28 protein-coding genes are annotated in these 26,687 nt (G+C 64.2%); 10 read left to right on the top strand and 18 right to left on the bottom strand.

The window, feature by feature from the left end; genetic code table 11:
- Positions 1–147: 147 nt before the first annotated feature.
- From AB7M16_RS09530 to AB7M16_RS09515, 4 genes are all read left to right on the top strand, one after another.
- Positions 148–999 carry a 3-hydroxybutyryl-CoA dehydrogenase gene (locus AB7M16_RS09530; RefSeq protein ID WP_212255255.1) on the top strand — a complete coding sequence of 284 codons (852 nt, stop codon included), beginning with the start codon at positions 148–150 and terminating at the stop codon, positions 997–999.
- Positions 1,000–1,137: 138 nt separating this feature from the next.
- Positions 1,138–1,602 carry a group III truncated hemoglobin gene (locus tag AB7M16_RS09525; protein ID WP_172785590.1) on the top strand — a complete coding sequence of 155 codons (465 nt, stop codon included), beginning with the start codon at positions 1,138–1,140 and terminating at the stop codon, positions 1,600–1,602.
- Between the two features lie 245 nt (positions 1,603–1,847).
- Positions 1,848–2,501: a QcrA and Rieske domain-containing protein gene (locus tag AB7M16_RS09520; protein ID WP_172785589.1), complete on the top strand. Its 654-nt coding sequence runs from the start codon at positions 1,848–1,850 to the stop codon at positions 2,499–2,501.
- 119 nt (positions 2,502–2,620) lie between these two features.
- Positions 2,621–4,360 carry a methanol/ethanol family PQQ-dependent dehydrogenase gene (locus AB7M16_RS09515; RefSeq protein ID WP_453943738.1) on the top strand — a complete coding sequence of 580 codons (1,740 nt, stop codon included), beginning with the start codon at positions 2,621–2,623 and terminating at the stop codon, positions 4,358–4,360.
- 297 nt (positions 4,361–4,657) lie between these two features.
- Here AB7M16_RS09515 and AB7M16_RS09510 read toward each other — a convergent pair whose 3' ends face one another.
- The 7 genes from AB7M16_RS09510 to xoxF5 all read right to left on the bottom strand — a co-directional run bounded on the left by AB7M16_RS09510 (position 4,658) and on the right by xoxF5 (position 12,528).
- Entirely contained in the window at positions 4,658–4,915 is a 258-nt protein-coding gene (locus tag AB7M16_RS09510) for a hypothetical protein (protein WP_172785588.1), read from the bottom strand.
- Positions 4,916–4,971: 56 nt separating this feature from the next.
- On the bottom strand, positions 4,972–7,284 hold the full coding sequence (locus tag AB7M16_RS09505; protein WP_453943737.1) for a molybdopterin cofactor-binding domain-containing protein: 2,313 nt from the start codon (positions 7,282–7,284) through the stop codon (positions 4,972–4,974).
- Position 7,285: 1 nt separating this feature from the next.
- Entirely contained in the window at positions 7,286–7,738 is a 453-nt protein-coding gene (locus AB7M16_RS09500) for a (2Fe-2S)-binding protein (RefSeq protein ID WP_025037743.1), read from the bottom strand.
- A gap of 617 nt (positions 7,739–8,355) precedes the next feature.
- Positions 8,356–8,919: an S-(hydroxymethyl)glutathione synthase gene (gene gfa, locus AB7M16_RS09495; RefSeq protein WP_212255259.1), complete on the bottom strand. Its 564-nt coding sequence runs from the start codon at positions 8,917–8,919 to the stop codon at positions 8,356–8,358.
- A gap of 31 nt (positions 8,920–8,950) precedes the next feature.
- Positions 8,951–10,060: an S-(hydroxymethyl)glutathione dehydrogenase/class III alcohol dehydrogenase gene (locus tag AB7M16_RS09490; RefSeq protein WP_027574628.1), complete on the bottom strand. Its 1,110-nt coding sequence runs from the start codon at positions 10,058–10,060 to the stop codon at positions 8,951–8,953.
- 60 nt (positions 10,061–10,120) lie between these two features.
- Positions 10,121–10,642 (bottom strand): c-type cytochrome, methanol metabolism-related, encoded by a 522-nt coding sequence (locus AB7M16_RS09485; RefSeq protein ID WP_172785585.1) that lies wholly within the window; start codon positions 10,640–10,642, stop codon positions 10,121–10,123.
- Between the two features lie 80 nt (positions 10,643–10,722).
- Positions 10,723–12,528, bottom strand: coding sequence for a lanthanide-dependent methanol dehydrogenase XoxF5 (xoxF5, locus tag AB7M16_RS09480; protein WP_212255260.1), 1,806 nt, complete (start codon positions 12,526–12,528; stop codon positions 10,723–10,725).
- A 513-nt stretch (positions 12,529–13,041) separates the two neighbouring features.
- On the opposite strand from xoxF5, the gene AB7M16_RS09475 reads away from it, so the two are divergent.
- Positions 13,042–14,010, top strand: coding sequence for a helix-turn-helix domain-containing protein (locus AB7M16_RS09475; RefSeq protein ID WP_453943736.1), 969 nt, complete (start codon positions 13,042–13,044; stop codon positions 14,008–14,010).
- A gap of 50 nt (positions 14,011–14,060) precedes the next feature.
- Here AB7M16_RS09475 and AB7M16_RS09470 read toward each other — a convergent pair whose 3' ends face one another.
- From AB7M16_RS09470 to AB7M16_RS09445, 6 genes are all read right to left on the bottom strand, one after another.
- Positions 14,061–14,486 (bottom strand): hypothetical protein, encoded by a 426-nt coding sequence (locus AB7M16_RS09470; RefSeq protein ID WP_212255262.1) that lies wholly within the window; start codon positions 14,484–14,486, stop codon positions 14,061–14,063.
- 124 nt (positions 14,487–14,610) lie between these two features.
- Positions 14,611–15,600, bottom strand: a complete 990-nt coding sequence (locus AB7M16_RS09465) for a Bug family tripartite tricarboxylate transporter substrate binding protein (RefSeq protein WP_453943735.1) — start codon at positions 15,598–15,600, stop codon at positions 14,611–14,613.
- Between the two features lie 111 nt (positions 15,601–15,711).
- On the bottom strand, positions 15,712–16,731 hold the full coding sequence (locus AB7M16_RS09460; protein WP_453943734.1) for an FUSC family protein: 1,020 nt from the start codon (positions 16,729–16,731) through the stop codon (positions 15,712–15,714).
- Between the two features lie 252 nt (positions 16,732–16,983).
- Positions 16,984–17,913 (bottom strand): substrate-binding periplasmic protein, encoded by a 930-nt coding sequence (locus tag AB7M16_RS09455; protein WP_212255268.1) that lies wholly within the window; start codon positions 17,911–17,913, stop codon positions 16,984–16,986.
- Entirely contained in the window at positions 17,910–18,266 is a 357-nt protein-coding gene (locus AB7M16_RS09450) for a c-type cytochrome (protein ID WP_453943733.1), read from the bottom strand. The genes AB7M16_RS09455 and AB7M16_RS09450 overlap by 4 nt, the downstream gene beginning before the upstream one ends.
- 10 nt (positions 18,267–18,276) lie before the next feature.
- On the bottom strand, positions 18,277–19,941 hold the full coding sequence (locus tag AB7M16_RS09445) for a methanol/ethanol family PQQ-dependent dehydrogenase (RefSeq protein ID WP_453943732.1): 1,665 nt from the start codon (positions 19,939–19,941) through the stop codon (positions 18,277–18,279).
- Positions 19,942–20,229: 288 nt separating this feature from the next.
- Between AB7M16_RS09445 and AB7M16_RS09440 the strand changes: the two genes are divergently transcribed.
- The 5 genes from AB7M16_RS09440 (at position 20,230) to AB7M16_RS09420 (ending at position 22,921) form a co-directional block, all read left to right on the top strand.
- Positions 20,230–20,622, top strand: a complete 393-nt coding sequence (locus tag AB7M16_RS09440; RefSeq protein WP_172785576.1) for an EF-hand domain-containing protein — start codon at positions 20,230–20,232, stop codon at positions 20,620–20,622.
- A gap of 141 nt (positions 20,623–20,763) precedes the next feature.
- Complete coding sequence (locus AB7M16_RS09435) at positions 20,764–21,093, top strand: hypothetical protein (protein ID WP_246570752.1); 330 nt, start codon at positions 20,764–20,766, stop codon at positions 21,091–21,093.
- A 218-nt stretch (positions 21,094–21,311) separates the two neighbouring features.
- Complete coding sequence (gene pqqA, locus AB7M16_RS09430; protein WP_008562446.1) at positions 21,312–21,392, top strand: pyrroloquinoline quinone precursor peptide PqqA; 81 nt, start codon at positions 21,312–21,314, stop codon at positions 21,390–21,392.
- A 228-nt stretch (positions 21,393–21,620) separates the two neighbouring features.
- Positions 21,621–22,490 (top strand): hypothetical protein, encoded by an 870-nt coding sequence (locus AB7M16_RS09425; protein WP_439402949.1) that lies wholly within the window; start codon positions 21,621–21,623, stop codon positions 22,488–22,490.
- A 221-nt stretch (positions 22,491–22,711) separates the two neighbouring features.
- A complete protein-coding gene (locus AB7M16_RS09420) occupies positions 22,712–22,921 on the top strand; it encodes a hypothetical protein (protein ID WP_172785573.1) in 210 nt (69 codons plus the stop codon).
- Positions 22,922–22,943: 22 nt separating this feature from the next.
- On the opposite strand, the gene AB7M16_RS09415 is transcribed toward AB7M16_RS09420, so the two are convergent.
- Genes AB7M16_RS09415 through AB7M16_RS09395 form a run of 5 tightly spaced genes read right to left on the bottom strand, consistent with a single transcriptional unit; the run spans position 22,944 to position 26,606 of the window.
- Complete coding sequence (locus tag AB7M16_RS09415; protein WP_172785572.1) at positions 22,944–23,291, bottom strand: hypothetical protein; 348 nt, start codon at positions 23,289–23,291, stop codon at positions 22,944–22,946.
- Positions 23,292–23,316: 25 nt separating this feature from the next.
- A complete protein-coding gene (locus AB7M16_RS09410) occupies positions 23,317–24,126 on the bottom strand; it encodes a pentapeptide repeat-containing protein (protein WP_453943731.1) in 810 nt (269 codons plus the stop codon).
- A 48-nt stretch (positions 24,127–24,174) separates the two neighbouring features.
- Positions 24,175–24,903, bottom strand: a complete 729-nt coding sequence (locus AB7M16_RS09405) for an ABC transporter ATP-binding protein (RefSeq protein ID WP_172785570.1) — start codon at positions 24,901–24,903, stop codon at positions 24,175–24,177.
- Positions 24,893–25,630 (bottom strand): ABC transporter permease, encoded by a 738-nt coding sequence (locus tag AB7M16_RS09400; protein WP_172785569.1) that lies wholly within the window; start codon positions 25,628–25,630, stop codon positions 24,893–24,895. Before AB7M16_RS09400 ends, AB7M16_RS09405 begins: the two co-directional genes overlap by 11 nt.
- A 1-nt stretch (position 25,631) precedes the next feature.
- Positions 25,632–26,606: an ABC transporter substrate-binding protein gene (locus tag AB7M16_RS09395; RefSeq protein WP_453947146.1), complete on the bottom strand. Its 975-nt coding sequence runs from the start codon at positions 26,604–26,606 to the stop codon at positions 25,632–25,634.
- Between the last annotated feature and the right edge of the window lie 81 nt (positions 26,607–26,687).

Raw genomic sequence — 26,687 nt, 5'->3', positions numbered from 1 at the left:
CCCCCGCGGGCGGCTTTATTCCGGCCTCGGATGCGCTAAGGAACAGGATCGGGTCGCGCCAGCCGAACGGCGGTGCTAGACCCTGATGCAGGAACAATGGGGCCGGGCTGCAACTGGCTCGCCCGCAAGGATGAAGGATGTGACGCAATGATCCAGACCGTTGGCATCATCGGGGCAGGGACCATGGGGAACGGCATCGCGCAGGTCTGCGCCGCCGCGGGCCTGTCGGTCGTGATGGTCGATATTTCCGACGCGGCGGTGAGCCGCGGCCTGTCGACCGTCGGCGGAAGCCTCGAGCGGCTGGTCAAGAAAGAGAAGATGTCGGCGGCCGACCGCGAGGCGACGCTCAAGCGCATCACCGGCACCACCGACCGGGCGAAGCTGTCGGATTGCGACCTCGTCATCGAGGCCGCTACCGAGAACGAGGAGCTCAAGGTCAAGATCCTGAAGGATCTCTGCGCCACGCTGTCGCCGCGCACGCTGGTCGCAACCAACACCTCTTCGATCTCGATCACGAAGCTCGCGGCGGCGACCGACCGTCCCGACCGCTTCATCGGCATGCACTTCTTCAACCCGGTGCCGGTGATGGCGCTGCTCGAACTCATCCGTGGGCTGCAGACCTCGGACGACACTCATGCGAAGGCGCTGGATTTCGCCAAGCGCGTCGGCAAGGTGGCGATCACGGCCAAAAACAGCCCGGGCTTCGCCGTCAACCGCATCCTGTGTCCGATGATCAACGAGGCGATCTTCGCGCTGCAGGAGGGCATCGCGACGGCGGAGGAAATCGACGCCGGCATGAAGCTCGGCTGCAACCATCCGATCGGGCCGCTCGCACTTGCCGATCTCGTCGGGCTCGACACCATGCTTTCGGTGATGGAGGTCTTTTACAAGGGCTTCAACGATCCTAAATATCGGCCAGCCCCGCTGCTGAAGGAGATGGTCGATGCCGGCCATCTCGGCCGCAAGACCGGGCAGGGCTTTTACACCTATACCGCCTGATGAAGGCATTGGCGGCGGGCACCTAGCGTCCGCCGCCAGATCCCCGCAATTTGCGCTGCGACAAAGACGCCGCGCGCAATTGGCCCGACAATGTCGAACGGGCAGCCTGCGGGAACAACGGAACGGATAACAAAGGACATGTCGGATCGACTGAAGGCCGAGCGGGAAGCTGCGGCCGCGCGGCGGAACCTGTTGACCCAGGATGCGATCGAGCGCACCGGGATCACCGAGGAGATGATCGCAGAACTCGTCACCCGCTTCTACGGACGCGTGCGTGAGGACACGCTGCTCGGGCCCGTCTTCGCCGTCGTGCAGAACTGGGACGAGCATCTCGCCAAGCTCAGGGATTTCTGGTCGTCAGTCGTGTTGATGAGTGGCCGCTATCATGGCTCGCCGATGCGGGCACACCTGCCGCTGAGCCTGGCCGGAGGCCATTTCGATCGCTGGCTCGAGCTGTTCGAGCAGACCGCGCGCGAGGTCTGCCCGCCGGCGGCGGCTGCGCTGTTCATCGACAAGGCGCGTCGTATCGCCGACAGTTTTGAAATGGCGTCGGCAACACTTGCGGGCCGCATCGCTTCGCCGCGTCACGTGCTCAGGTCGTGAATACAAAATGCCTGCCTGAGAAAGGTGCAGCTCGCGTTGCGTGATGGCGCGCCGCACCAATTCCCGCAGCATCGATCTGATCTGCAAAATCATCATGCCGTTCGCGCAATGCGATGTAGAATTCGCGAAAACGCGCTGGAACGCATTTAGTCTTGCTCAATCAACGCGAGCAAAGCCACATTGATGCACTGCGGCGCCAAGTCTTCGCCTTGTTTTCGGCAGAGTTCCAGTGCCTGCTAACGGGCATGGCTCGCGCATCGGTCGATACTAATTCACAATCCTCAGAGAGTGCTGCGGAACCCGACGTCGATGCGGGTGCCGAGCAGACGCGGCGATCCATGCTGCTCGGTGCGCTCGCGACGACAGCGTGCCTCGGCTGTTCCACCCAGGCCCGCGCAGGTGAGGATCCGCCCGGCTCGGATGAGCGGCCGCAGAAAGGCGACCTGCTCGTCTTCTCCGAAGGTGACCAGGAGGGAAAGCTCATCACCGCGGCCGATCTCAAGGCCGGCGGACCGCCGGTCCATGCCTGGCCGAAGGACCCCACCTCAGCGGTGGTGCGCAGCGCCTCACGGCTCAACGAGATCCTGATCATCAAGCTTGATCCCGCCGACCTCGACGAGAAGACCCGCGCGCGGGCCGTCGACGGCATCATCGCCTATTCGGCGATCTGCTCGCATGCGGGCTGTCCCGTCACTGCCTGGGTGAAGAGCGATGTCGGCGACAAGGAGGTGTTCAAGTGCATGTGCCACAACTCCGAATTCGATCCCCGCGCGGGCGCGCAGGTCGTGTTCGGGCCGGCACCGCGGCGGCTTGCAGCGCTGCCGCTGGCGCTGGCTGACGGTTCGCTCAGCGTCGCCGGCAATTTCATGGGAAAGGTAGGTGGCACACAGCCAGGATGATGGACGGTTGCGGGCTGGGCCCGCGTCACGAACGGCCGCCTCCGCCGACGCGGCGGACGACGGGACGAAACACAAGAATTCACAACAAGAATTCAAGCGGATGAAAAAGGGGAACGTCCATGAAACTCTCCATAACCAGGAAGCAATTCTACCTGTCCGGCTTCGTCGCCTTCACCTGCCTCGTTTCGACCGCCGCGCTGGCTGGCCCGATCGAGAATTATTCGCCCGTCACTTCGCAGCGGCTCGAAAATCCGGAGCCAGGCAATTGGATGCTCTACCGGCGCACCTATGACGGGCAGGGCTTTAGCCCGCTCGACCAGATCAATACCTCCAACGTGAAGAACCTCACACCGGTCTGGACCTTCGCCACCGGCGTGGTCGAAGGCCATCAGGCACCGCCGATCGTCAACAATGGCGCGATGTTCGTGACGACCCCGATGGGGCAGGTGATCGCGCTGAATGCGAAGACCGGCGACGAATACTGGCGCTACAAGCGGCAGCTTCCTGACGATCTGTTCCAGCTGCATCCGACCAACCGCGGCGTCGGCCTCTGGGAGGACAAGCTCTACCTCGCCACCACGGACGACCACGTGGTCGCGCTCGATGCCAAAACCGGCAAGGTGCTGTGGGACACGAAGGTGCAGGACTACAGGAAGGGCCAGTACCTGACCCTGATGCCATTGATCGTTGACGGTAAGGTCATCGTCGGCGGCTCCGGCGGCGAGTTCGGCGTGCGTGGCTATATCGTGGCTTATGATGCCAAGGACGGCAAGGAGCTGTGGCGGACCTATACCATCCCCGGTGAAGGCGAGCCCGGTCACGACACCTGGCAAGGCGACGACTGGAAGAACGGCGGTGGGTCGGCCTGGATGACAGGCAATTACGACAAAGAGACCAAGACGATCTATTGGGGTGTCGGCAACGCCGCGCCGTGGCCGGGCGACTCGCATCCCGGCGACAATCTCTACACGTCATCAGTGCTCGCGCTCGATCCCAACACCGGGAAGATCAAGACCTATCACCAGTATCACCAGAACGATTCCTGGGATTGGGACGAGGTCGAAGCACCGATGCTGATCGACCTGCAACGCGATGGCCGCAACATCAAGAGCCTGGTCCATCCGGGACGCGACGCGATCTTCTGGGTGCTCGAGCGCACGCCGACCAAGATCAATTACGTCGCCGGCTGGCCGTTCGTCTTCACCGACGTCTGGAAGGGCATCGAACCCGAGACCGGCAAGCCGATCGTCGACCCCGCGCACAAGCCGGTCATGGGCAAGCGCGTGGAGTTCTGCCCGTCGCTGTGGGGCGGCAAGGACTGGCCATCGGCGGCTTACAGCCAGAAGACCGGCCTCGTCTACGTGCCCGCCAACGAGAATTTCTGCGGCGGCTTTACCGGCGAGAAAGTACCGCTCAAGCCGGGCGAGCTCTGGCTCGGCACCAAGCCGGAAGATATCGGCCTGAAGACGAAGCCGGGTGCGGATCATTTTGGCGAGCTCCAGGCCTGGGATCCCGCAACCGGCAAGAAGGTCTGGCAGCACAACTTCCCAAAGTCGCAACTGTTCGGATCGGTCACGGCGACCGCGGGCGATCTCGTCTTCGTCGGAGGGACCAACGACCGCTATTTCCGCGCCTTCCACGCCAAGACGGGCGAACTGTTGTGGGAGCAGAAGACCAACTCCGGCATCGTCGGCATGCCGGTGTCCTACGAGATCGACGGCACGCAATACATCGCGATCCAGTCGGGATGGGGCGTCGACGCGCAGCGCATCCAGGATGCGCTCGTGACCAACAACATCGGCATCGAAGCCAACGTGCCGCAGGGCGGCGTCATCTGGGTCTTCGCGCTGAAGAAATAGCTCCGCGGGCGGATCGACAGAAGCGGAGCAGCAGGGGGGTGGCGAATGCGGCGGACGGCAACGTCCGCCGCATTTTGTGTGGTTCTTCCTTCTCCCCCTGTGGGAGAAGGTGGCGCGAAGCGCCGGATGAGGGGTTCTATCCGCGCGCCTTCATCGGGAGATTGACGCGCAGAGGCAGACCCCTCACCCAAGTGAGTGCGCATCGACCAGCGTCGCTGCCCTCTCCCACATCCGCCTTCGCCAAGGCTTCGGTGGACAAAACCGGAGAGGGCGCATCAATGCGCAGGCGCTAAACCACTACTTTCCCTCGCGCTCGACCTTGTCCTTTTCCTTCTGGTTCATCTCGCGAATCTTGGGATCGGGGTTGTGCTGCCCGGTGGTCTGGGTAGTGGAGGCGGGCGGGGCGTTGGCGTTGGGCAGCGAATTCTGGTCGGGCCCGGTGGGCCGCGTGGCCGTGGTCGGCGGCGTCGTGCTGCTCTGAGCGAATGCGCCCGCGGCAGTCAAAAGAAAGGCGCCCGACAGCGAGACTGCGAGCGCCTTTGAGATGTTGGTCATCGATCTGCTCCTGTCAGATCGATGCAAACGGCGCGAGGCCGCTTCTGTTCCGCGGCTTACGCCTCCAATTGCTTGCCGATCGGAAGCGAGCGGATGCGTTTTCCCGTCGCCGCGAAGATGGCGTTGATCAGGGCCGGCGCGAACGGGGGAACGCCGGGCTCGCCGACGCCGCTCGGCGGCGTGTCGGGTCCGGGCGGCACGATGTAGACGTTGGTCACCACAGGCGAGTCGTCCATCCTGACGACCTGGAAGTCGTCAAAATTCTTCTGCTGCACCTTGCCGTCCTTGAAGGTGATCTCGCCGTATTTGGCAAGGCTCAGCCCCATGATCGCCGCGCCCTCGATCTGCGAAGCGATGCGCTCGGGGTTGACGTAGGTGCCGCAATCGATCGCTGTGTCGACCCGCGGCACCGTCAGCTTGCCCTTGTCGTCGACGGCCACCTCGACGATGGTCGCGATGTAGCTGACGAAGCTGCGGTGCACGGCGATGCCGAGACCGTGGCCCTTCGGCACCTTTCGGCCCCATTCACCCTTCTCGGCGACCAGTTCGACCACCTTGCGCAGGCGCGCGGTATCGATCGGGTAGCTGTCCTGGGGTTCGCCGTAATTCCAGAGGTCCTTCACGTTGGGCTTGACGATGCGAGGCGAGCCGATCAGCTCGAGCAGCATGTCCTTCTGGTCGCGCCCTGTTGCCTGCGCGATCTCGCCAACCATCGACTGGACGGCGAAGGCGCGCGGGATGTTCGAGACCGAGCGGAACCAGCCGATGCGGGTGAACGCCGCGGCTTCCGGGTTCTCACAAGAGATGTTCGCGATCTCGAACGGCATATCGACCAGGCCCATGCCGATCTCGAACGGCGCCTGATGCACCGTGCCGGCGGCAAAGGTCGAGGCGATGCTGGGAGCCACGCTGCGATGGCGCCAGGCGATCACCTTGCCGCTCTTGTCGAGGCCGGCCTCGATCCGTTCGACCGAGACGGTGTGCAGGAAGCCGTTGTGGATGTCGTCCTCCCGCGTCCACTGCACCTTCACCGGCGCGCCGAGCTCTTTCGAGAGCAGCGCGGCTTCGAGCGCAAAGTCGCATTTCGACTTGCGTCCGAACCCGCCGCCGAGCAGGGTCACGTTGACGGTGACGTTGGCCTCGGGAATGTCGAGCGTCTTGGCGACGTCCTCGCGGGTGCCGCCGGGGCTTTGCACCGGCGCCCAGATCTCCGCCTTGTCGCCCTTGACGTCCGCGACCGCCACCGGCGGCTCCATGGAGACATGGGCGAGATGCGGGAGGTAGTACTCGCCGACGATCACCTTGTCGGCGCTCTTCAAGGCAGCGTCCGCATCGCCCTCCTTGCGCAGCACGAGGCCGGGTTTGCGCGAGGCTTCTTCGAGCTCCTTGCGGTAGGCGACCGAGTCGTATTTGCCGTTGGGGCCGTCGTCCCAGACCAGCTTCAAGGCGTCGCGGCCCTTGATCGCCGCGCCGGTGTTGCGCGCGATCACCGCGACGCCCCCGAGCGGCTGGAACTTCGACGGCCATGGCCAGCCGCGAACCTGCATCACCTTCTCGACGCCGGGGATCTTCAAGGCCTCTTCCGGCTCGAACTTGACCAGCTTGCCGCCGGTCACCGGCGGGCGGGCGATCACGGCATATTTCATGCCCGGCAGCCGCACGTCGGCTCCATAGCGCGCCTTGCCGGTGGTGATGTCATGGAGATCGACGATGCCGATCTGGCCTTTGCCGAGATAGCGGAAGTTCTTGGGGTCCTTCAGCTTGAGGCCCTCGATGCTCGGCACCGATTCCTTTGCGGCGTCGGCAGCGAGCTCGCCGAAGCCGAGCTTGCGCCCGCTGGCGCTGTGCACGACCTCGTGGTTGACCGCCTTGACCTCGGTCGCCGGCACGCCCCAGCGCTTGGCTGCGGCCTGCTCCAGCATGGTGCGGGCGGAGGCGCCGATCTGGCGCATCGGAATCAGATAATGCCGCGTGCTGCGCGAGCCGTCGGTGTCCTGGTTGCCGAATTTGACCTCGTCGCCATGGGCCTGCTGCACCTTGACCCTGGACCAGTCGGCTTCCATCTCCTCGGCCACGATCAGCGGCAGGCTGGTGCGCACGCCGGTGCCCATTTCCGAACGGTGCCCGACGATGGTGACGATGCCATCCGGGCCTACCGAAACGAAAACGCGCGGATCGACCACGACGCCATGCGGCATCTTGCCGGCGCCGGTCTCATAAGCGAGCGCCTGGCGCGACATCACGGGGGCGGCGAGCACGAAGCCGCCGGTGACGCCGAGCCCCTTCAGGATGCTTCGGCGCGTGACCTTCTCGACCTTGATGTGCTTTTCGAAGCCGCGCAGCTTGCCGGGATTGTCGATGAAGTTCATGTCACACCCCCGTCGATGCGAGATGGACGGCGTTCTCGATGCGCTGGTAACAGCCGCAGCGGCAGATGTTGCCGGCCATCCCTTCGCGGATCTGGTCGTGCGAGGGTTTCGGGTTATCCATCAGGAGGGCCGCAGCCTGCATGATCTGGCCGGCCTGGCAGAAGCCGCATTGGGGCACGTTGAGCTGGCGCCACGCCTTCTGCACCGGGTGATCGCCATTCGGATGCAGACCCTCGATCGTGGTGACCTCGCGTCCGGCGACATCGTTGACGGACGTGATGCAGGCGCGCACCGCTTGCTTGTCGACGATGACCGTGCAGGCGCCGCACAGCGCCTGGCCGCAGCCGTATTTGGTGCCGGTCAGTCCGGCCTCGTCACGCAGGAACCAGAGTAGCGGGAGATCCGGGTCGCCGTCCCAGCTCTGTTCCTGGCCGTTGATCTTCACCTTGATCATGATCGTGCCTCGCTCTTCATAAGCATGCCAAATTCAAAATTCCGCCGCCGGTCGGCGACGGTTCGTGCGTCGTCTCGCCACGTCCCGCCGTGGTCCCGCGCGGGCAAATCCCGGAGGGAGGCAGGAACGCGGATGGCGATGTCTGGATGTGCTCGATACCTCCCGTTTTCTTCTTGATTGATTGTCTTCGCGCGGCATCGTGACGGCGCGACCCTAGCAGAGATCGCTCCGACCCGGCGTTCACAGCCGGGTGTTTTCACCGGGAAAAGATTGCATCGACGGTTTGTCAAAAGCAGGGCGCGTCATCCCGCCGCCTGCTCATCGAATGGGCGCAACCAAAAAAGCTTCGTCCGCCAGCAAGACCGAACGGACGAAGCAGTAGGCCTCAGTCGAGGGAGGGAGAACGCAGGACACCGCGAACTTCAAGCAGGAAGTGGACGGTCCTGCGCAGTCATTCAGAGACCAGGACTGAGGAGCCGATGGCCCTTACTCACGCGTGGTGCAGAAGCGGCGGCATTGCGCCGCGGGTCCGGTGCGGCTCGCTGGCGGCGACGGGCGCCAGCGAGCCGCAGATGGTGTGGCCGAGGTCTGGCGGCTGGCCAGCTCGGGCAGCCCTCTCAGGCGGCCTTGGCCTTCGCCACATGGGTCGCGATCGCATCCATCAGGGCCGGCGACAGGCAGTCATAGGGCTCGAGGCCGATCTCCTTCAGCCGCGAACGGATGCCGGCCATCTGCTCGGGCTTCACGCCCGATTCGATCACGGAGGAGACGAAGGCGGCGAATTGCGGCGCCTGCGAGCCCTGCTCCTGGAACAGTTCGGGATGGATGAAATCGAGGCCGTAGAACGGATGGTTCTTGTTCTCGATCCGGCCGTACATGTGCGTGCCGCAGGCCCTGCAGGCGTAGCGCTGGATCACCGCCGAGGGATCGACGATCTGGAGCTTGTCGCCGTTCTCGAGCACGGTGACGTTCTGGCGCGGCACCACGGCGACGACGGAGAAGGTCGCGCCCTGCGGCTTCCAGCACTTGGTGCAGCCGCAGGCATGGTTGTGGGCGACGTCGCCCTTGACGCTGACCTTCACCGGGTGGTCGCTGCATTTGCAGACCAGCGTGCCGCCGGCGAAGCTGCCGCTGCCTTGCTTGATGCCGTTGTCGATCGAGGGATGGAGTGCAACAGTCATGGTCGATCCTCCTTGGTGTGACGTTTTCGAGCTAGAACACGACGACTGAACGGATGGATTTGCCCTCGTGCATGAGGTCAAAGCCCTTGTTGATCTCCTCGAGCTTGAGCACGTGGGTGATCATCGGATCGATCTGGATCTTTCCGTTCATGTACCAGTCGACGATCTTCGGCACGTCGGTGCGCCCGCGGGCGCCGCCGAAGGCCGTGCCGCGCCAGTTGCGGCCGGTGACGAGCTGGAACGGGCGGGTGGCGATCTCCTTGCCGGCTTCGGCGACGCCGATGATGATCGAGGTGCCCCAGCCGCGATGGCAGGCTTCCAGCGCCTGGCGCATCACGGTGGTGTTGCCGGTGCAGTCGAAAGTGTAGTCGGCGCCGCCGTCGGTGAGGCCGACGAGGTGCTGAACGATGTCGCCGGTGATCTTCTTCGGGTTGACGAAGTCGGTCATGCCGAACCTGCGACCCCATTCCTCCTTGGAATCGTTGATGTCGACGCCGATGATCTTGTCGGCGCCGGCCATCTTGGCGCCCTGGATGACGTTGAGGCCGATGCCGCCGAGGCCGAACACGACCACGTTGGAGCCCGGCGTGACCTTGGCGGTATTGACGACGGCGCCGACGCCGGTGGTGACGCCGCAACCGATGTAGCAGCTCTTGTCGAACGGCGCGTCCTCGCGGATCTTGGCAACGGCGATCTCGGGCAGCACGGTGAAGTTCGAGAAGGTCGAGCAGCCCATATAGTGGTAGATCGGCTTGCCCTTGTAGGAGAAGCGGCTGGTGCCGTCGGGCATCACGCCCTTGCCCTGCGTCGCGCGGATCGCGGTGCAGAGATTGGTCTTCTGGCTGAGGCAGCTTTTGCACTGCCGGCATTCCGGCGTGTAGAGCGGGATGACGTGATCGCCCGGTTTCACCGAGGTCACGCCCGGGCCGATCTCGCGGATGATGCCGGCCCCCTCATGTCCCAGGATCGACGGGAAGATTCCCTCGCTGTCGAAGCCGTCGAGCGTGTAGGCGTCGGTATGGCAGATGCCCGTCGCCTTGATCTCGACCAGGACTTCGCCGGCCTTCGGGCCTTCCAGATCGACCTCGACGATCTCGAGCGGCTTCTTGGCTTCGAAAGCAACGGCGGCACGTGTCTTCATCGGTAGCTCCTCAAATTCGCATCAGACGCCAAGAAGTAGTCTTGGCAGCCTTCGTAACGTTCATTTCTTGCCCATGCAGGCGTCTTCAGCCTTGGTGTAGGCCTCCGTCTTCTCCTCCTTTTTCGAAGGACGCTGCCGGCCCCAGGCTTCGGTGGAGCGCGCGCGGAGATAGACATAGAGGTCGTCCATGTAGCAGGCGACGTTCGGGTTGTCGCCGAACGCCGGCATGACGTTCTCCTGCGCGGTCGAGATGTTCTTGCGGCCAGAGGCGACCACGCCGAGGAAGTCGCCGTAGCTCATCGACTTGACGGAATCCTTCAGCGCCGGCGCGTAGGTCGATCCCATGCCGTCGGGGCCGTGGCACACGTGACAGTCCGAGTGATAGCGGCGGTATCCGGAATAGGTGAACCAGTCCACGGTGCCGTCGGCCGAAATCTTGTAGGTGGGATTGCCCTCCTTATCGAGCCACTTTCCGTCGTCTTCCTTCTTCACGGCAGCCGGATCGCCCGGACCGTCCGCGACCGCAATTCCTCCGGACGCAACCAAGATCGTCGCAGCAATGACAAAGCAGATTTTACGCAAGAGTTTTTCCCTCGGCCGGCATTCGGTGGAGACGAGCCGGCGCGTGGAGCGATCCACGCGCCGGAGCGATGCTGACGGATTTAGTTCGGCAGCGAGAACACGGTCAGCGTACCGCCGAGCGCCGTGTAGTTGCTGAGGGCCGCGTAGCCGCCGACGGCACCGAGGCCTGCGGTCGGATCGGTCAGGCCTGCCGCCAGACCGATGCCGGCCCAGCCACCCACGCCGGAGAGCACGGCAACGTACTGCTTGCCGTTGTTCTCATAGGTGGTGACGTTGCCGATGATGCCGGAGGGAGTCTTGAACTTGTAGAGCTCCTTGCCGGACTTGGCATCAACTGCCTTCAGGTAGCCTTCGAGCGTACCGTAGAACACCACGCCGCCGGCGGTTGCCAGCGCACCCGACCAGACCGAGAACTGCTCCTTGTTCGACCAGACGATCTTGCCGGTCTTGCCGTCCCAGGCGATGAAGTTGCCCATGTGGCTTTCACCCTGCGGCGGATACATCGAGAGCGTCGCACCCACATAGGGCTGGCCCGCGGTGTAGCTCACCTTGAACGGCTCGTAGTCCATGCAGACGTGGTTGGTCGGAACGTAGAACAGCTGCGTGTCCGGCGAGTAGGCTGCCGGCTGCTCGTCCTTGGTACCGAGCGCGGCCGGGCAGATGCCCTTCACGTTGACGTCCTCGCCGGCCTTGTCGGTCGAGGCCGCGTCGAGCACCTTCGGCCGGCCGTAGGTCGGCGAGTTCTTGTCCATGTCGACGCCGGAGGTCCAGTTCACCTTCGGATCGTATTTTTCGGCGACCAGCAGCTCGCCGTTCTCGCGATCCATCGTGTAGGCGAGGCCGTTGCGGTCGAAATGGGTCAGGAGCTTGCGCGGCTGGCCGTTGATCTGCTGATCCGTGAGGATCATCTCGTTGACGCCGTCATAGTCCCACTCGTCGTGGGGCGTCATCTGGTAGACCCACTTGGCCATGCCGGAGTCCGCATCGCGCGCGAAGATGGTCATCGACCATTTGTTGTCGCCCGGACGCTGCTTCGGATTCCAGGTCGAGGGATTGCCCGAGCCGTAATAGACCATGTTCAAAGCGGGATCGTAGGAGATCCAGCCCCAGGTGCAGCCGCCGCCGATCTTCCACTGATCGCCCTGCCAGGTCTTCAGGCTGGAGTCGGCTCCGACCGGCTTGCCGAGCGCGGTGGTCTTGGCCGGATCGAACTTGATCTGGTCATCCGGGCCTTCGGAATAGGCGCGCCAGACCTGCTTGCCACTCTTGAGGTCGTATGCGGTGACGTGGCACTGCACGCCGAACTCGCCGCCGGAGATGCCGACCAGGACCTTGTCCTTGACGACCAGCGCGGCCGACGTGCCGGTCTCGCCCTTCGCAGGATTGCCGTTGGTCGCCGACCAGGCCACCTGGCCGGTCTTGGCGTCGAGTGCGACGAGGTTGGTGTCGGCCTGATGCAGGATGATCTTGCCGTCGCCGTAGGACAGGCCGCGGTTGACGGTGTCGCAGCACATCACGGGGATGACGTTGGGATCCTGCTTCGGCTCGTACTTCCAGATGATCTTGTTCTCGTTGGAAAGGTCAATGGCGTAGACCTTGTTCGGGAATGGCGTGTGGACGTACATGACGTTGCCGATGATCAGCGGGCCGCCTTCATGGCCGCGCAGCACGCCGGTCGAGAACGTCCAGGCGACCTGAAGCTTGCCGACGTTCTGAGCGTTGATCTGGTTCAGCTTGGAATAGCGGGTGTTCGCATAGTCGCCCGCCGGCATCACCCAGTCCTTGGGATTCTGCGACATCTTGATCAGCTCGTCATTGGCTGAGGCGCTGCCGACGGCGAGAGCCGCCGCGGAGCCGAGATAGGTCGCCAGTAGCACCTTGCGCATAGGTTATTCCTCCGTTGGTCTCGTTTATTGTTTCCGAAGCATTGCTCAATCACCGGGCTTCTCGTCCGGCGTCTGCTCGTGCAGGGCGGTCACGTTGGGACCAGAAACGATGCTGTGCTGTTTCCTCCTCCTGATGAGAGCCACGGGTCCACGTGCAGGAGCGGCCCGTTCTTGTTGTTCCTGCCGCAATCCCTAACGGCTTCGCCATCGGGAAACTTGCCCAAGAGAGAAGGCGGTTTGCTCGACAGCGCACGGAGGTGAAGATTTTGATTTTGCAGTAGCGAATTCAGCGGCTTCGGTGCGTCCTTGAGACCGCCTCCGCGCTCAGGTTCCCCTTGACGGCGCTGCAACTAAGGCGGAGGATTAAGTTTCAAGAGTGGCAATGGAACGATGGCGCTCGTTGCAAGAGACCGCTCAAATGCGAGGTAAACGTCACGCAATCACGGCTGAGGGCTCCGGCAGCGCTGGTTGCGATTCGCGCCGAATCTCCGGATCAAATCAGTGGCTGGATTAATGTCCGACACCATTCACACGCTCTCGACGACCGGAATGACGCCGAAGCGGCAGATCCAGAGCTGGATCGACGGGCTCACGAGCCTGTGCGGGCATTTCGACGTCGATCCGCTGGAGGCGTCCTCGCTCGAAGGTCGCATCGATTACACCACGGTCTCGCGCCTGAAGCTCTGCCAGATCGAGGTCAGTCAGCATCGCATCGCGCACACGCTGGCGCGCGCCAAGGCCAATGAACACCCGTACATAAAAATCCACTTCCAGACCTACGGCGTGTCTTATTTCGAACAAGAAGGCCGGCACATCGAGATCAACCCCGGCGATATCATCGCCTATGACGTCTCCTGTCCGCATTCGATCATCAGTCCCGCCTTTACCCGTCATGACGTGGTGATCGTGCCGAAGGCGCTGCTGCGCGACCGCGGATTCCCGTCGCAGCGAATGCCGGCCTGCAAATTGACCGCGAAGACGGGGACCGGGCGGATCGCTCACGATTTCGTCCATGCCGCCTTCGACGAGGCGGCAAAGCTGTCGGCCAACAGCGCGGTCGGCGTCGCCGATTCGCTGATCGACCTGTTGCTGCTGCCGCTGCGCGAGGCCGACACGATGTTCGATCGTGTCGGGCCCGAAGCGATGTATGTGCGCGCGCAGTTCTTCATCCGCGAACACTTGCGCGACCCGGATTTGTGCATCGACCAGATCTCGGCCGAGCTCGGTTGCTCCAAGCGCTATCTGCACATGCTGTTCTCCGAGCGCGGCACCACGGTGAGCGACTACATCTGGCAGGCGCGGCTGCAGAACTGCCGCCAGGAGCTCGAGGCCCACGCCGGCAAGACCATCACCGACGTCGCCTTCTCCTGGGGGTTCTCCAGCTCATCGCATTTCAGCCGGGTGTTCCGAAAATACTTCGGCGTGGTGCCGTCCTCGATCCACAAGGCCCAGCAGGCCGCGGCGAGCTCGGGCGAGCATTAGACGTTCTCAAGCGAATGCTCCACGCGAACGCTCGCATGGTGTCGCGCCTGTCAGGCCGGCATGGCGACATAGGGAATGCCGGCCACGAGCGCGACCAGCAGCACCGCGTTCCCCAGCATTCCGCTCCAATGCAGCCGGCGTAACCGACGCGCGGCCTCGGCGTCACCGGCGTCCCGCGCGCTGAGCTGGTCGTCGAACCGTTGCATGAACCAGGGGCGGCCCCAGATCGCCAGGGCCGTGATCATGCCGACGCCGAAGGCGGCAAGCAGGCGGCCGTCGAGCAGCAGCGCCACCGTTCCAATGGCGCCGGCGACGCGCATCACCAGAAAATGGGCGTTGAACATTCCGCGCAGCAGCTGAGCGACGGGTTGAATATCGAGCCTCACCAGCAGGAAAGCGGGCGATGCCAGCGTGAAATAGCCCATCGGAAACAGCAGGATGATCATAACGGCGACGGCGACTGCATCCGGTGTCATGCGATCGACCTTCCTTGTCCGCAGAGGCGCACAATCATAGCGGGAAAATGCGCCTCCGACACTAGGCTTTGGTCGGACTCCGGTCGGGGAGGGAGCAGCCGGCGTGCTGGCCATGTCTCCAAGTTCAGGCCGGCTCGAGGCCGAGCGCCTGCGCGCTCTCGATCCAGATCGGCAGCTCGCGCTGGTACAGCGCGTTTGTTTCCTTGAATCCGATCGCGGGTTCGAGCACGAAGGTCGCGAGAACCTCCTTCACCTTCGGATCGTTGTTGGCGGCGACGCAGAGCTCGGCGATGCGATCGACCACCGGCTGCGGCGTCGCCTTGGGCACAACCCAGCCGGTGAACCCGCTCACGGTGAAGAATTTCGACGTCGCGCCCTGTTCCGGCAGCGTCTTGACGTTCGGGATCGCGTCGACCTTCTTCGAATGCACGGCGAACACCGTGCCGCGGTCGCTTTGCAGCACCGACTGCGCGGCCGTGTAGCTGCCCATCGCGGCATCGAGGGTGCCTTCCAGCATTCCCGTCCACATCGGCGCCTCGCCGCGGTAGTGCACCGGCTCGATGTTGAGGCCGTATTGCTTGTTGAGCTCGTTGATCGTCATGTGCGGGGCCGAGCCCGCGCTGTAGGTGCCGAAGTTCACCTTGCCGCTCTTGCGCGCGAAGGCGACGAAATCCTCCAGCGTCTTGACCCCGGTCTTGGGGTTCGCGACCAGCAACAGGCCCGCGCCCGGAATGACGCTGACGAGTGTCAGATCCTTGTCCATGTCGTAGCCGGGATTCTTCATCACCACCCGGTTCATGATGTAGGTGGTCGAAATCGAGCACAGGATGGTGTGGCCGTCGGGTTCGGCGCGGGCGACCTCCGCCGTGCCGATCGCGCCGGCGGCGCCGGGCTTGTTCTCGATGACGACGGTCTTGCCGACCTGCTTGGAGATGAACTCGCCATAGGCGCGCGCGAGCAGGTCGGTCTGGCCGCCGGCCGGATAGCTGCAAATCATGCGAATTTGCCGCGCCGGCCAGCTGCCTTGCGCGGAGGCGCTACGCGAAACGAAAGGCATAGCGAATGCGCTGGTGCCGGCGGCGATGAAGTGGCGGCGATCGAGCTTGGCGGACATGATTCTCTCCCGGATTTTTGCCGAACCTACTGCATCAGGCCGTCGCTGCCATGCGCCGCAGGCGAGACAGATTGGCGCATTCGATTGGCTTGCGCGGTGCCTATTCGCTGATCACCCGGAGGCTCGCGCCTTCCGTATCAGCCGCGGCCAAACGATCTCCGTCAGGGCTACTGCGATAAGACCGAACGTGCCGCCGATCAGCACGTTGACAATGCGCTCCTCGGCGATCCCGCTGGCGCCGCCGGCAAAGGACGCCGCCAGCGCGATGAAGAAGCAGCGCAGGCCGAAGCCGACGACATAGCGGGAGAACGAGATCAGCGTGAGGGTGGCTGCGAGAACCGCCACTGCGTAGCCGATGCGGCTTTGCGGCAGGGCAAGGCCTGCGACAAAGCCCAGCGGTACGCCGAGAAAAGCGCCGATCGCGCGCTGCTTCAGCTTGTCGGTGGAAGCGGCGAGATCGCCGACGACGACGCTTGCAGCCGACCACATCACCCATTGCCCCTGCGCGAGGTCGAGGATCTCGACCAGCGCTGCTGATGCGAACACCGCCATGGCGGTCGCGAGCGCGGGCAGAAACCACTCGGCGGCGGCTGGCCCGAACGAAGCCGCCCCGGTGCCGCCGCGCCGCCGCTGGTCAGAGATCTGGATGGCACAGACCAGCGCCAGCGCGACCGGAGAGGAGACGATGATGACGCCGGCGTGGCGTAGCGCCTCGGACGGACTGAGACCTTCCCGCACCTCGCAGGCGAGATAGACGGCGGGGATGAACACCCAATTGCCGAGTGTGCGGAAATGCTCGCCATGGCGCGTCCCCGCCACCGCAAGGAAGCCGGCGAGCGCCGTCAGCGCTACGAAGAGCGGCTTGATCGGAGCGGCCAGAAACAGCGCGGCAAAGGTGACGAGAATGGCTAGGTAGTGCCACACAACGATTTTTGGCGCCAGACGCAGCCGCAGCGCCGGAATGAGCAACGAAACCGCGACCAGTCCGAGATTGAGCAACGCCGTTTCGCGCGCGATGAAATAGGCGGCGACGATCGGGCCGACGACGATCAGCGCGCGCAAGAGCTCGCGGGTCTTGATCTCGCGGGCGAGGAGGTCGCGCAGGTTGCTGGCGATGGCCGGGGAATTCACGGGGCACCGATGGCGAATGAAATGCGAGCATCATACGGTTCGGGCCGCCACTAGGCGAGTCGATGCCGTCGGACTCCCGCAAGAGGTACGCTGCCGCTACTCCACACTCCGTCATTGCGAGCGCAGCGAAGCAATCCAGAATCTTTCCGTGGAGGGACTCTGGATTGCTTCGCTGCGCTCGCAACGACGGTGTTGATGTAGCTATGCATGCTCCAAAACTGAGGATGCAGCCGGGCACGAAAGCCCTTACCGTCACCGCTGGATGATCTTCGTCCAGACATCGCCGAGGATGGCGGGCTCGCGCGGCGGCAGATAGGTGAGGCCGGCCTGCTTGCCGAATTCCGCGATCCTGCCCGAAGCCGTGAGCTCCGTCAGCGCCTTGTTGACGGCCTCGATCAGCGCGCCGTCGCTGGCGAGCCCGACATAGCCGCGATTGGCGCCGATCGGGTAATAGTAGCCGGACGCCGTGATCGCCGTGTCCGGGTGTGCGGCGCGATGCGCGTCGAAGCGGGCAAGATCGATCAGCGTCGCGTCATGGTCGCCGCGCTCGAGGGCGCCGAGGAGATCGTCGCGGCCGGGGACGAGGTGGGTGATATTGTCGATCAGGCGCCCCTTGTCGAAGGTCATCAGGATCGCGTCGCCGAGCGACCCGCTTTCGATGACGAGACGAAGGCCGGCGAGATCGCCGATGTCGCCGACCTTGCGCCGCTGCGCCTTCGGCCCCAGCACCACCGTCATCGGCGAATAGATGTAGGGCTGGCTCGGCGCGAGCACGCCGAGCGGGACGCGACGCCGCCGATCGTCGCGCGTGGCTCCGGCGAAATCCGGCAAGCGCGCCGTCTTCATGCCGGGTGCGACGAGCGAATCCTGCGTCAGCGCGTAGCCGCCGACGAGCGAGCAGCGCCCGTCCGAGAGCAGCGCGTTGGCCTCGAGCGGCGGGCTCGAATCCTCGTCGAGCTTGCTCTCGAACCACTGGATCTTCAGCGGGCGTCCCAGCCGCTCGGCGATCGCCTGCGCCAGCAGCACGTCGAAGCCGGCATCCGGCTTGCCGCGGTGATGCACCGAGAGCGGCGGCCGGTCCTCGTCGAGACAGACCTTCAGGGGATCGTCGGCCGCCAGAGCGGCCGACGCCATCGTGGACAGAAAGGCTGCCACGCTCCAGGCAACACGCCGGCTCCTCATGGCTTTCTCCGGCTGGAGACGAAGGCCCAGAGGTTGCCGATCTCGTCGTCGCTGAGAATGTCGCCCCAGGGCGGCATCTTGTTGTTCTTGCCGTTCTTCACGGTGGTGACGAAGCGCGTCTTGTCGTCTGGGATGGCGCGCAGGTCCGGCGTGATGGTGCCGGAGTTCATCAGGTTGGGGCCGTGGCAGTGCGAGCATTTCTCGGCATAGGTCGACTTGCCGTGGTCGATCTGCGCCTGCAAGGGATTGCCGGTTGCGTCATCCGCGGCGATGACGGTCGCCGCAAGCGCGACCGTCATCGCCGCGACGGTGGCGATCGTCGCCACCGTCTTGTGTGATACGTCGATCAGCATCGTGCCGTGGTTACTGCTTGACCGCAAAGACCCACAGCGAGCCGCCGGGCGGCACGTTGGCAAGCCGCTCGTCGCCGGAGAACAACGAGTAGACGCCGCCATAACCGCTGGTCACCGCGACGTATTGCACGCCGTCCTGTTGCCAGGTCACCGGCTGTCCCTCGATGCCGGACCCGGTCTGGAACTGCCAGAGCTTCTTGCCGGTGTCGGCGTCGAAGGCCTCGAACTCGCCGGTCAGCTGACCCGAGAACACGACGCCCCCGGCCGTCGACAGCACGCCCGAGAAGCGCGGAATGTCGCTCGGCGCCTCCCACTTGGCCTTGCCGGTCATGGGGTCGATGGCCTTGAGGTAGCCGCGCGGACCATCGTCGAACTGCCAGGGATCGGACAGGTCCATGCCGAGATACCATTCACCCTGCTTGAAGGTGACGGGCTCCGCCTTGTACTTGCCGCCGAAATTGAGCGTGTTGGCATAGGCGAGGCCGGTCTGCGGATTGAACGACATCGGCTCCCAATTCTTGCCGCCGAGGATCGACGGATAGACCGTGACCTTCTTGCCCTCGCGCGCGTCCTTGGAAACGTCGGTCTCGATCGGACGTCCGGTCTTCATGTCGATGCCGGTCGCCCAATTCACCTTCACGTAAGGATTGGCGGCGAGCAGCTTCCCGTTGGTGCGGTCGAGCACGTAGAAGAAGCCGTTGCGGTTGGCATTCATCAGCGCCTTGGTCGGCTTGCCCTCGACATTCACGTCGGCGAGCACCATCTCGGCCACGGCGTCGTAGTCGAACGGGTTGTTCGGCGAGAATTGGTAATGCCACTTGATCTTGCCGGTCTTGGGATCCATCGCCAGCACGGAGCAGGTGTAGAGATTGTCGCCCGGGCGCACCGCCGAGTTGAACGGGCCGGGATTGCCGATGCCCCAATACACCGTGTTCAGCTCGGCGTCATAAGAACCCGTGATCCAGGTCGAGCCGCCGCCGAGCTTCCAGGTGTCGCCCTTCCAGGTATCGCCGCCGGGCTCGTCCGGCGAGGGGATCGAGTGGGTCCGCCAGAGGTGCTTGCCCGTTGCCGGATCCCAGCCGTCGATGAAGCCCCTTGTGCCGAATTCGGCCCCGGAGATGCCGGTGATGACGACGCCGTCGGCAACGAGCGGGGCCACCGTCATCGAATAGCCTTCCTTGATGTCGGCCGCCTTCTGCCGCCACAGCTCCTTGCCGTTCTTGGCGTCGAGCGCGATCACGTGGGCGTCGAGCGTGGTGCGGAACACCTTGCCGTCGAAGAGCGCGGCGCCGCGGTTGATGATGCCGCAGCAGACGATGCGCGGGGTCTCGGCGGGGTACTCGACCTTGGTCCTCCAGATCTGCTTGCCGGTCTTGGCATCGACCGCCATCGTCGCGTTGTGCGAGGTCACGTAGATCACGCCCTGGTACACCAGCGGCTGCGATTCCTCGCTGCGGTCGTCGTTGAATGAATAGTTCCAGACCGGGACGAGGTTCTTGACGGTGTCCTTGTTGATCTGCTTCAGCGACGAGAAGCGCTGCAGATTGTAGCCCATCCCGTAATTGAGAACGTTCGATGTGTCGGTCGCACCCTTGACGAGCTGCTCGGTGGTTTGTGCATTTGCACAGGTTGACGCAAGCATGACGAGGCCCGCGGCCATCGCAAAGCGTTTCATCCGTTCCTCCCAATATGCGCGCCTTTTGACGCTGCGACTGCAACACTCCGTCGGAAACCAAAACGCGTCAATACGAAAGTCGTACGTGGCCTGCCGATATCGTTGGCGGTCACCTGACGGAAACCTGACAAAGACAACTCGAACTTGTGCGCAGACGCTGAGAAATTCCGCGACGCGAAGGTTGTGGCGCGCGCAAGTTGCAGGTCGGGACTTGAACCGAGGTCGGCTTGTGGATTTATGTCGGCTCTGCCCCCATCGATCCGGGGGCTCTAGGTCAGGGAGGTCTCGATGATTTCGGCTCGCTCAATTGCCCTTGCACTTGTGATTGCACTGTCCGCCGGTCCGGCTTGGTCGGCCTCCGCCAATGCGGTCAAGATGTTCGACACCGACAATGACGGCACGCTTGATCTTCCCGAGGTGAAGAAGGCCGCCGCCGCCACGTTCGCAAAGCTCGATCCCGATCACGACGGCACGCTCGATGCACGCGAATTGCGTGGACGGTTGAGCGCGAAAGAACTCGCCGCCGCCGATCCGGACCGCGACGGGACCCTCACCCTCGACGAATATTTGTCGGTGGTCGAGCAGCGCTTCAATGCAGCGAACCCCGACAAGGACGGAACGCTGGACGCGAAGGAGCTGAACTCGCGCGCCGGTCGTGCGCTCGTGCGATTGCTCCGGTGAACGCCGCGATGGAACGGACATGACGGGCGCAATGTTTGCGACCATTCCGGTCTGACGCTCGGGAACATCGGGCTGCTCGGCCTGTTTCTCCGGATGTCCTGCCGTCGCCGGGGCTGCGCGGCGGGAGAAGAGGAGATGCAGATGAACACGAAGCGTTCCATTCTTGCTGCCTGCGCAATCCTGACGCTGAGCGCCGGGATTGCGGTCGCCGGCCCGTGCAACACCGGCAGTGCCAGCACTGACAAGGATGCGGGTTCTGGTCCGGTCACCGTGGGCTCCGCACAATCGCACACGTCCGGCTCGGCGAGCGATACCAGCCAGCATCCGCCGACCAGCACGATGAATCGTGCCAGCGGTGAATCGCCGGCATCGTCAGAGGATGCTCAGCGGCAAATGCAGAGCGAGCCGACGGCGGCTCAGCGCGCCGCAGGCGCCAAGCCGAATGCGGAAATGGCCGACAAGGGCTGCTGACGACACCCTTGTCGATTCGACGCGCGGTGCGTTGCACAAGGCAGTGTCTCGCTGGTCGTGCTTGACCAAGAGGGAACTTGCTTTGTCCGAGAGAGAAATGTGGCCGCGAAGAATCGGCACAGACGCGCTCGGCAGACGAATCGAGGCTTGAACTGCCCTTGAGGCAGCCCTAGGTTTTTCGCCGCGCGATGTCGCGCTCAATACCTTGGGAGACCCGAATGGCTTGGAAAGCTCCGAAGATCGTGGAAGTGCCGGTCGGCATGGAAATCAACATGTACGCCTGCGCTTCGCGCAAGTAAGACCGACGACCTGCTGCGGCTTCGATGGCGAACGCCGTCGTCGCCGTGGCAGTGTCGGATCACCGCCTCGCCGTGCTCTGTGCTTTGCGGATCGACACCAAAGCCGCATGTGCAGGAGCTTCAATTCTCTTCCGCAAAATCTCGACCATGCTCCGCGGCAGTGTGTTACGCTGGTGCTCGGTCAGCGCTGCTGCCGCATCAGAGCGGAGCGCGCCTTTGGGGCACGGCATGGGCGGCAGAGCCTGCAAGTTCTGGTTGGTGATCGCGTGCGCGATCGTGCTGGCGCCGGCACGCACCAGCGCCGAGGAAGGCTTTGATACCGAGCACATCTTCGGCTTCATGATCGGCACCGATGTCGGCAATGTCGGCGAGCGCGAATTCCAGAGCCAGACGACGGGGCGCTTCGGCAAAGGCGGGGTGGCCTATCGCGCCCTCGCGCAGGAGCTCGAGATCGAGGTGGTGCCGCTGCCGAATTTTCGTATCGAAGTCGGCGGCACCGCCAGCTTGCACGACATCACCGGCGTCCCTGATATCGACGATCGCCGCCAGTTCAACTTCCAGGGCGTCTCGCTCGACCTGCGCTATCGCCTGCTCAACCGCGAGCGTGCGCCATTCGGCCTCACGATTGCGGCCGAGCTCCACGGCGACCGCATCGACGAGACCAGCGGCGCGAAAGGGCGGATGTACGGCACCGAATTCACGCTCGCTTTCGACCGCGAACTGATCCCGAACTTCGCCATCGGCGCCCTCAACCTGATCTACCAGCCGGAATGGGCGCGGTTCGAGATTGGAGGGGCTTCCGAGAAGAGCTCGACGATCGGCGCCGCGTTCGCCGGCCTGGTGCGGGTGCGGCCCAATGTGCTGCTCGGCGGCGAGATGCGCTACTTCCGGCAATATGAGGGCATCGGCCTCGGCGAGTTCTCGGGCCAGGCCCTGTTTGTCGGCCCCACCGCCTATTTCCAGCTCTCCGAGCGCTCCCGGCTCACCATGAGCTGGAGCATGCAGGCCTGGGGGCGCCCAGCCGGCTCAGGCGGCAATCTCGATCTCGTCAATTTCGAGCGGCATCAGGCGCGATTGGTGTTCGGCGTGAACTTCTAGCGCGGAAGGTCGTCATGCCCGGGCTCGTCCCGCCTGCGCGCCGAAGCCGCTTCGGCGAGGCGAAGGCCCGGGCATCGACGTTCTTTGTTCCACGAGGCAAGGCGTGGATGGCCGGGACAAGCCCGGCCATGATGAGGCTTCGGCGCTTTGAAACTTCCCCCTCCTTGGGGCGTAGCTCCATGTGCTAATCTCTGCATCGCCCGTTGCGAGAGGATCCCGGCATGAACCCGATTGACCTGGTGGTGACTGTGTGTGCGGTGCTCTCGCCTGCGACCTGCGAAGAGCAACATCTGGTGTTCAACTATTCCGGGTCGCCCCGCCAATGCGTCATGGCCGCGCCGCCCTATATCGCGCAATGGATCGGCGAGCATCCGAAATGGCAGGCCGTGCGGTGGCGCTGCGAATATCCGCACCCGAACGACAAGGCGTGAGCTGCAAGAATCGATTCAAGCGCTACTTGCTGCAGTCCTTCAAATCCTTGTCGGCAATCGAGAACACCGCGTCGGCCTTGATCTCGATGTCGCGGACGATGCACTGCCGTGCATTGGGATAGCTGACCTTGGCGTCGTAGCGGCCGGGCTCGATGCCGGTGATGCGCAGCCGCTCGTCGTGGTCGACCTCCTTATCCTTGTCGTTCAGGCACTGGTTCGGACCCCAGTCGGTCCTGCCAGCGGGCGAGAGCTGGAAGCCGGAGATCGTCTCCGTCGTGAGATTCCAGAGCCTTATGCCCTTGCTCTTGGTCTGCGCGGCGGCTTCGCCGGCAAGCGTCAACAACGCGATCAAAGCAAGAACCCCACGCATCAGCCAGTCCTCCCAAAGGGCGCCGTCATTCCCTGATCAGGCGCTCGCGGTTCTTTGCCTTGTCGAAATTCTTGGCGCGGTCAAGGCCGTTCGGTGCGATCAGCTTCGCCGAGACGAGGTCGGCGCCGTCGAAATCGGCGTCGATGACGATGGCGCCGGTCAGATCGGCTCCGCCGAGTTGGGCGTTTTTCAGTGATGCGCCGCTCAGATCGGCGCTCCTGAGGACTGCGAATTCGAAGTCGACGCGCGACAAATCGGCGTTGCGCGCGTTCAGCCGTTCCAGGTTGGCGGATCTCAGCACCGCGCGCATCAGCCCCATCGACTGGTTGCGCATATCGGCGCCAAGATGCGCGTCCGCGATCGAGGCGCCGACCAGGCTTGCGCCGGTGAGGTCGGCAGCGATGCGCGCTCCTGACAGGTTCGCGCCGTCGAGACGCGCGCGGGCCATTTGCGAGGCGAACAGATTGGCGCCCTTCAGGCTTGCGCCGGTAAGATCCGCATCCAGCAGCCACGCCTGATCGAGGATCGCACCGTCCAGCCTGGCGTCTCGAAGTATTGTCTTGTTGAGCCGCGCGGCGCGGAGAACCGTGTTGGACAGGTCCAGCCCCGAGAGATCGAGACCCGACAGGCGCTTGCCAGTGAAATCGGCAGGCTGCTTTGGGCTCGCTTTGGCCAACATGGCCTCGACCTCCGGCCTCGTCATTTCAGCCGAGACCATCGCGGGGGAGGTGAGGTCGACGCCACGCATCATGTCCTGCGCGCCCGCCGTCATCGCAACCAGTGCGAGGCTAAGCGCTGCAAGACCAAGCGTTGCGAAGGCGACTGTCCGTGTCATCATCAGCTCCGCCGCCGGCCTAATCTAGCACGTCCGCCAGGCGAGCGGCTATGAGGCATCTCGCTCAGTGCGGTCGCCTTGAGTTCGTTGGGCGAGGCTGGCCTTGATCGCCGCAATCTCGGCCTCGCCGCGTGTGCCGCGCGGGATGCCGATAGGCACCTCGGCCACGATCCGCGCCGGTCGCGGCGACAGGAAGAACAGCCGGTCGCCCAGGCGCACTGCATCGTCCAGGCTGTGTGTCACCAAAAGCGTCATCACTGGCCGACTCGCGACGAGCGTTGCAATCTCATCGCGCAGGCGTCCGGCGAGAGCGTCATCGAGCGATGCCAGCGGTTCGTCGAGCACGAGAATATCCGGCTCGACGGCAAAGGCGCGGGCGAGCGCCACGCGCCTGGCCAAACCCAACGAGAGTTCACCGGGATAATGGTTGCGATGCGCTTCCAGCTCTAGGATTTTGAACAGCTCGGCGAGCTTGGCATCGGCGACACCGGGTGCAGCCAGCCGTACATTCTGCTCGACCGAGCGCCACGGCAACAGGCGCGGCTCCTGGAACACCATGCCGATCCGCGCCTGCGGCGGTCGCGCGACGTGGCCTGCAAAGTCGTGGTCCAGTCCGAGGATGATGCGCAGCATCGTGCTCTTGCCGCAGCCGGACGGGCCGATCAGCACGCCGACCTCACCGGATTGCAGCGCGAATTTGACCGGTGCCAGCACCTCGTGCGTTCCGCCCGCGGCACTCCGGAAGGTCTTGCCCGTGATGTCGACCTCAAGCCGCACGGGGCCGCCACCTGTTTGCGCGGGCTTCGAACGGCTGCACCAGCAAGGTTTCGATGACGAGTACGACGGCGGCGAATGTCAGGGAATAGGCCAGCAGCCGCGGCGTGTCGAACAGCTGGAAGGCGACGCCGATCTCGAAGCCGACGCCGTTGGGCCGTCCCAGCAGCTCGGCGACCAGCACGATCTTCCACACCAGCGACAGGCCGGAGCGGGCAGAGGCCGCGATATAGGGCGCAAGCTGCGGCAGCACGACGTGGCGGAAGGCGCGCCAGCGCGGCATCGCGAACACGCTCGCCATCTCGTCGAGCGAACGGTCGAGTGCGCGCGTGCCCTCGCGCAAGGTGACGATGGCGGTCGGCAGCTTGTTGATGGCGATCGCCGCGATCGCGGCGGCCTCGGTGAGGCCAGCCCAGATATAGGCCAGCACGATCACGACCAATGCGGGCAGGTTGAGCAGCAGGATCAGCCAGGGATCGCCGAGCCGGTCGGCGAGCTTGACCCGGCCCATCAAATAGCCGATCGCGCTGCCGAGCGACATTGCCAGCGTGAAGGCGAGCGCGACGCGCGCCAGCGTGGCGCCGAGATGCAGGAACAACGCGCCGCTCGATGCTTCCGCTATCATCACCTGAAGCACCGCCGGCGGGGAGGGCAGCTTTGCGCCGCCGACGAGGAGCGCGGCAATCCACCAGATCGCGAGGAACAGGGCGAACGAGAGCAGGCGCAGCACCTCAGTCTCCGGGGACCGCGTGATAGAAGGTGCCGGGGTCGAGCTCGGCTGCGGGGCCGACGAGCTCGCGTCCGCCGATCTCGGCCAGCACGCGGTACAGCACGCGCGCGTCCGTTTCCTCATCATCGATGCTCCGGCGCGGAATGCCGTCGCGGTAGCGGTCGCGGTAGGTCTTGAGCAGGGCAGGATCGGTCGTGCCGGTGAGCGGCGCGACCTTGTCCCAGGCCGCATCCGAGGTCACCAGCAGCTCCTTGGCCTTGCGGGTCATCGCGATGAAGCGCGCGACTGCCTCCTTATGGCTTGCGGCCCAGCTCTCGTCGAAGACATAGCCGACCGCGGCGACCGCGCCTTTGGCACCCAGCTTCGGCAAGATCTCCTCGATGCCGGCGAGGCGGCGAAAACCCTTGGCTTCGAGCTGGGCGCAGAAATTCCAGAAGTTGAGGCTCGCATCCATCTCGCCGTCCAGCGACTTGGCGGCGATCAAGGGCGGGGCGCCATAGACGATCGTTGCGTCCGACTTCAGGTCGATGCCGTCCTGCTTCATCCGCGCCTGCAGCAGCAGCCAGCTCTTGTCGATCGCCCCGCCGGCGACCGCGAGCTTGCGGCCCTTGAGGTCGGCAAGCGTCTTGATCGGCGAATTGGCCGGCACCATCACGGCGCCGAGCGCACTGGAATAGGGATAGAAGGCGAGCTTGGCACCGAGCGCGCGCTCGCGTGACACCCACAGCCAGTCCGACAGGATGATGTCGGCGCTGCCGGCGCGCATCGCGATCTTGCCGGCCTCGGTGCTCGCGAGCTCGGTGACCTCCAGCGACAGGCCGGCCTCCTTGTCGAGGCCGGCGCTGCGGATCGCGGCCAGCTCCCACGAGAATGTTCCGGTCTTCTGCACCGCAAGGCGGATCGTGTCCGCGGCGCCGGCCGGTGCGGCTAGCGTCAGCGCCGTTGCGAGCGCCAATATTCGTGCCAAAACTCTCATCACCTTGTGAGCCGTTTCCTCTGACAGAGTGCTTTTCAGCACAATACGCATAGCATAGCTTGGCTCGCAACCAGCGGGAGG

The sequence above is a fragment of the Bradyrhizobium sp. USDA 372 genome, from assembly GCF_053629095.1.
The sequence above is the reverse complement of the archived record's forward strand: the minus strand, read 5'-3'. Positions and strand labels throughout refer to the sequence as shown.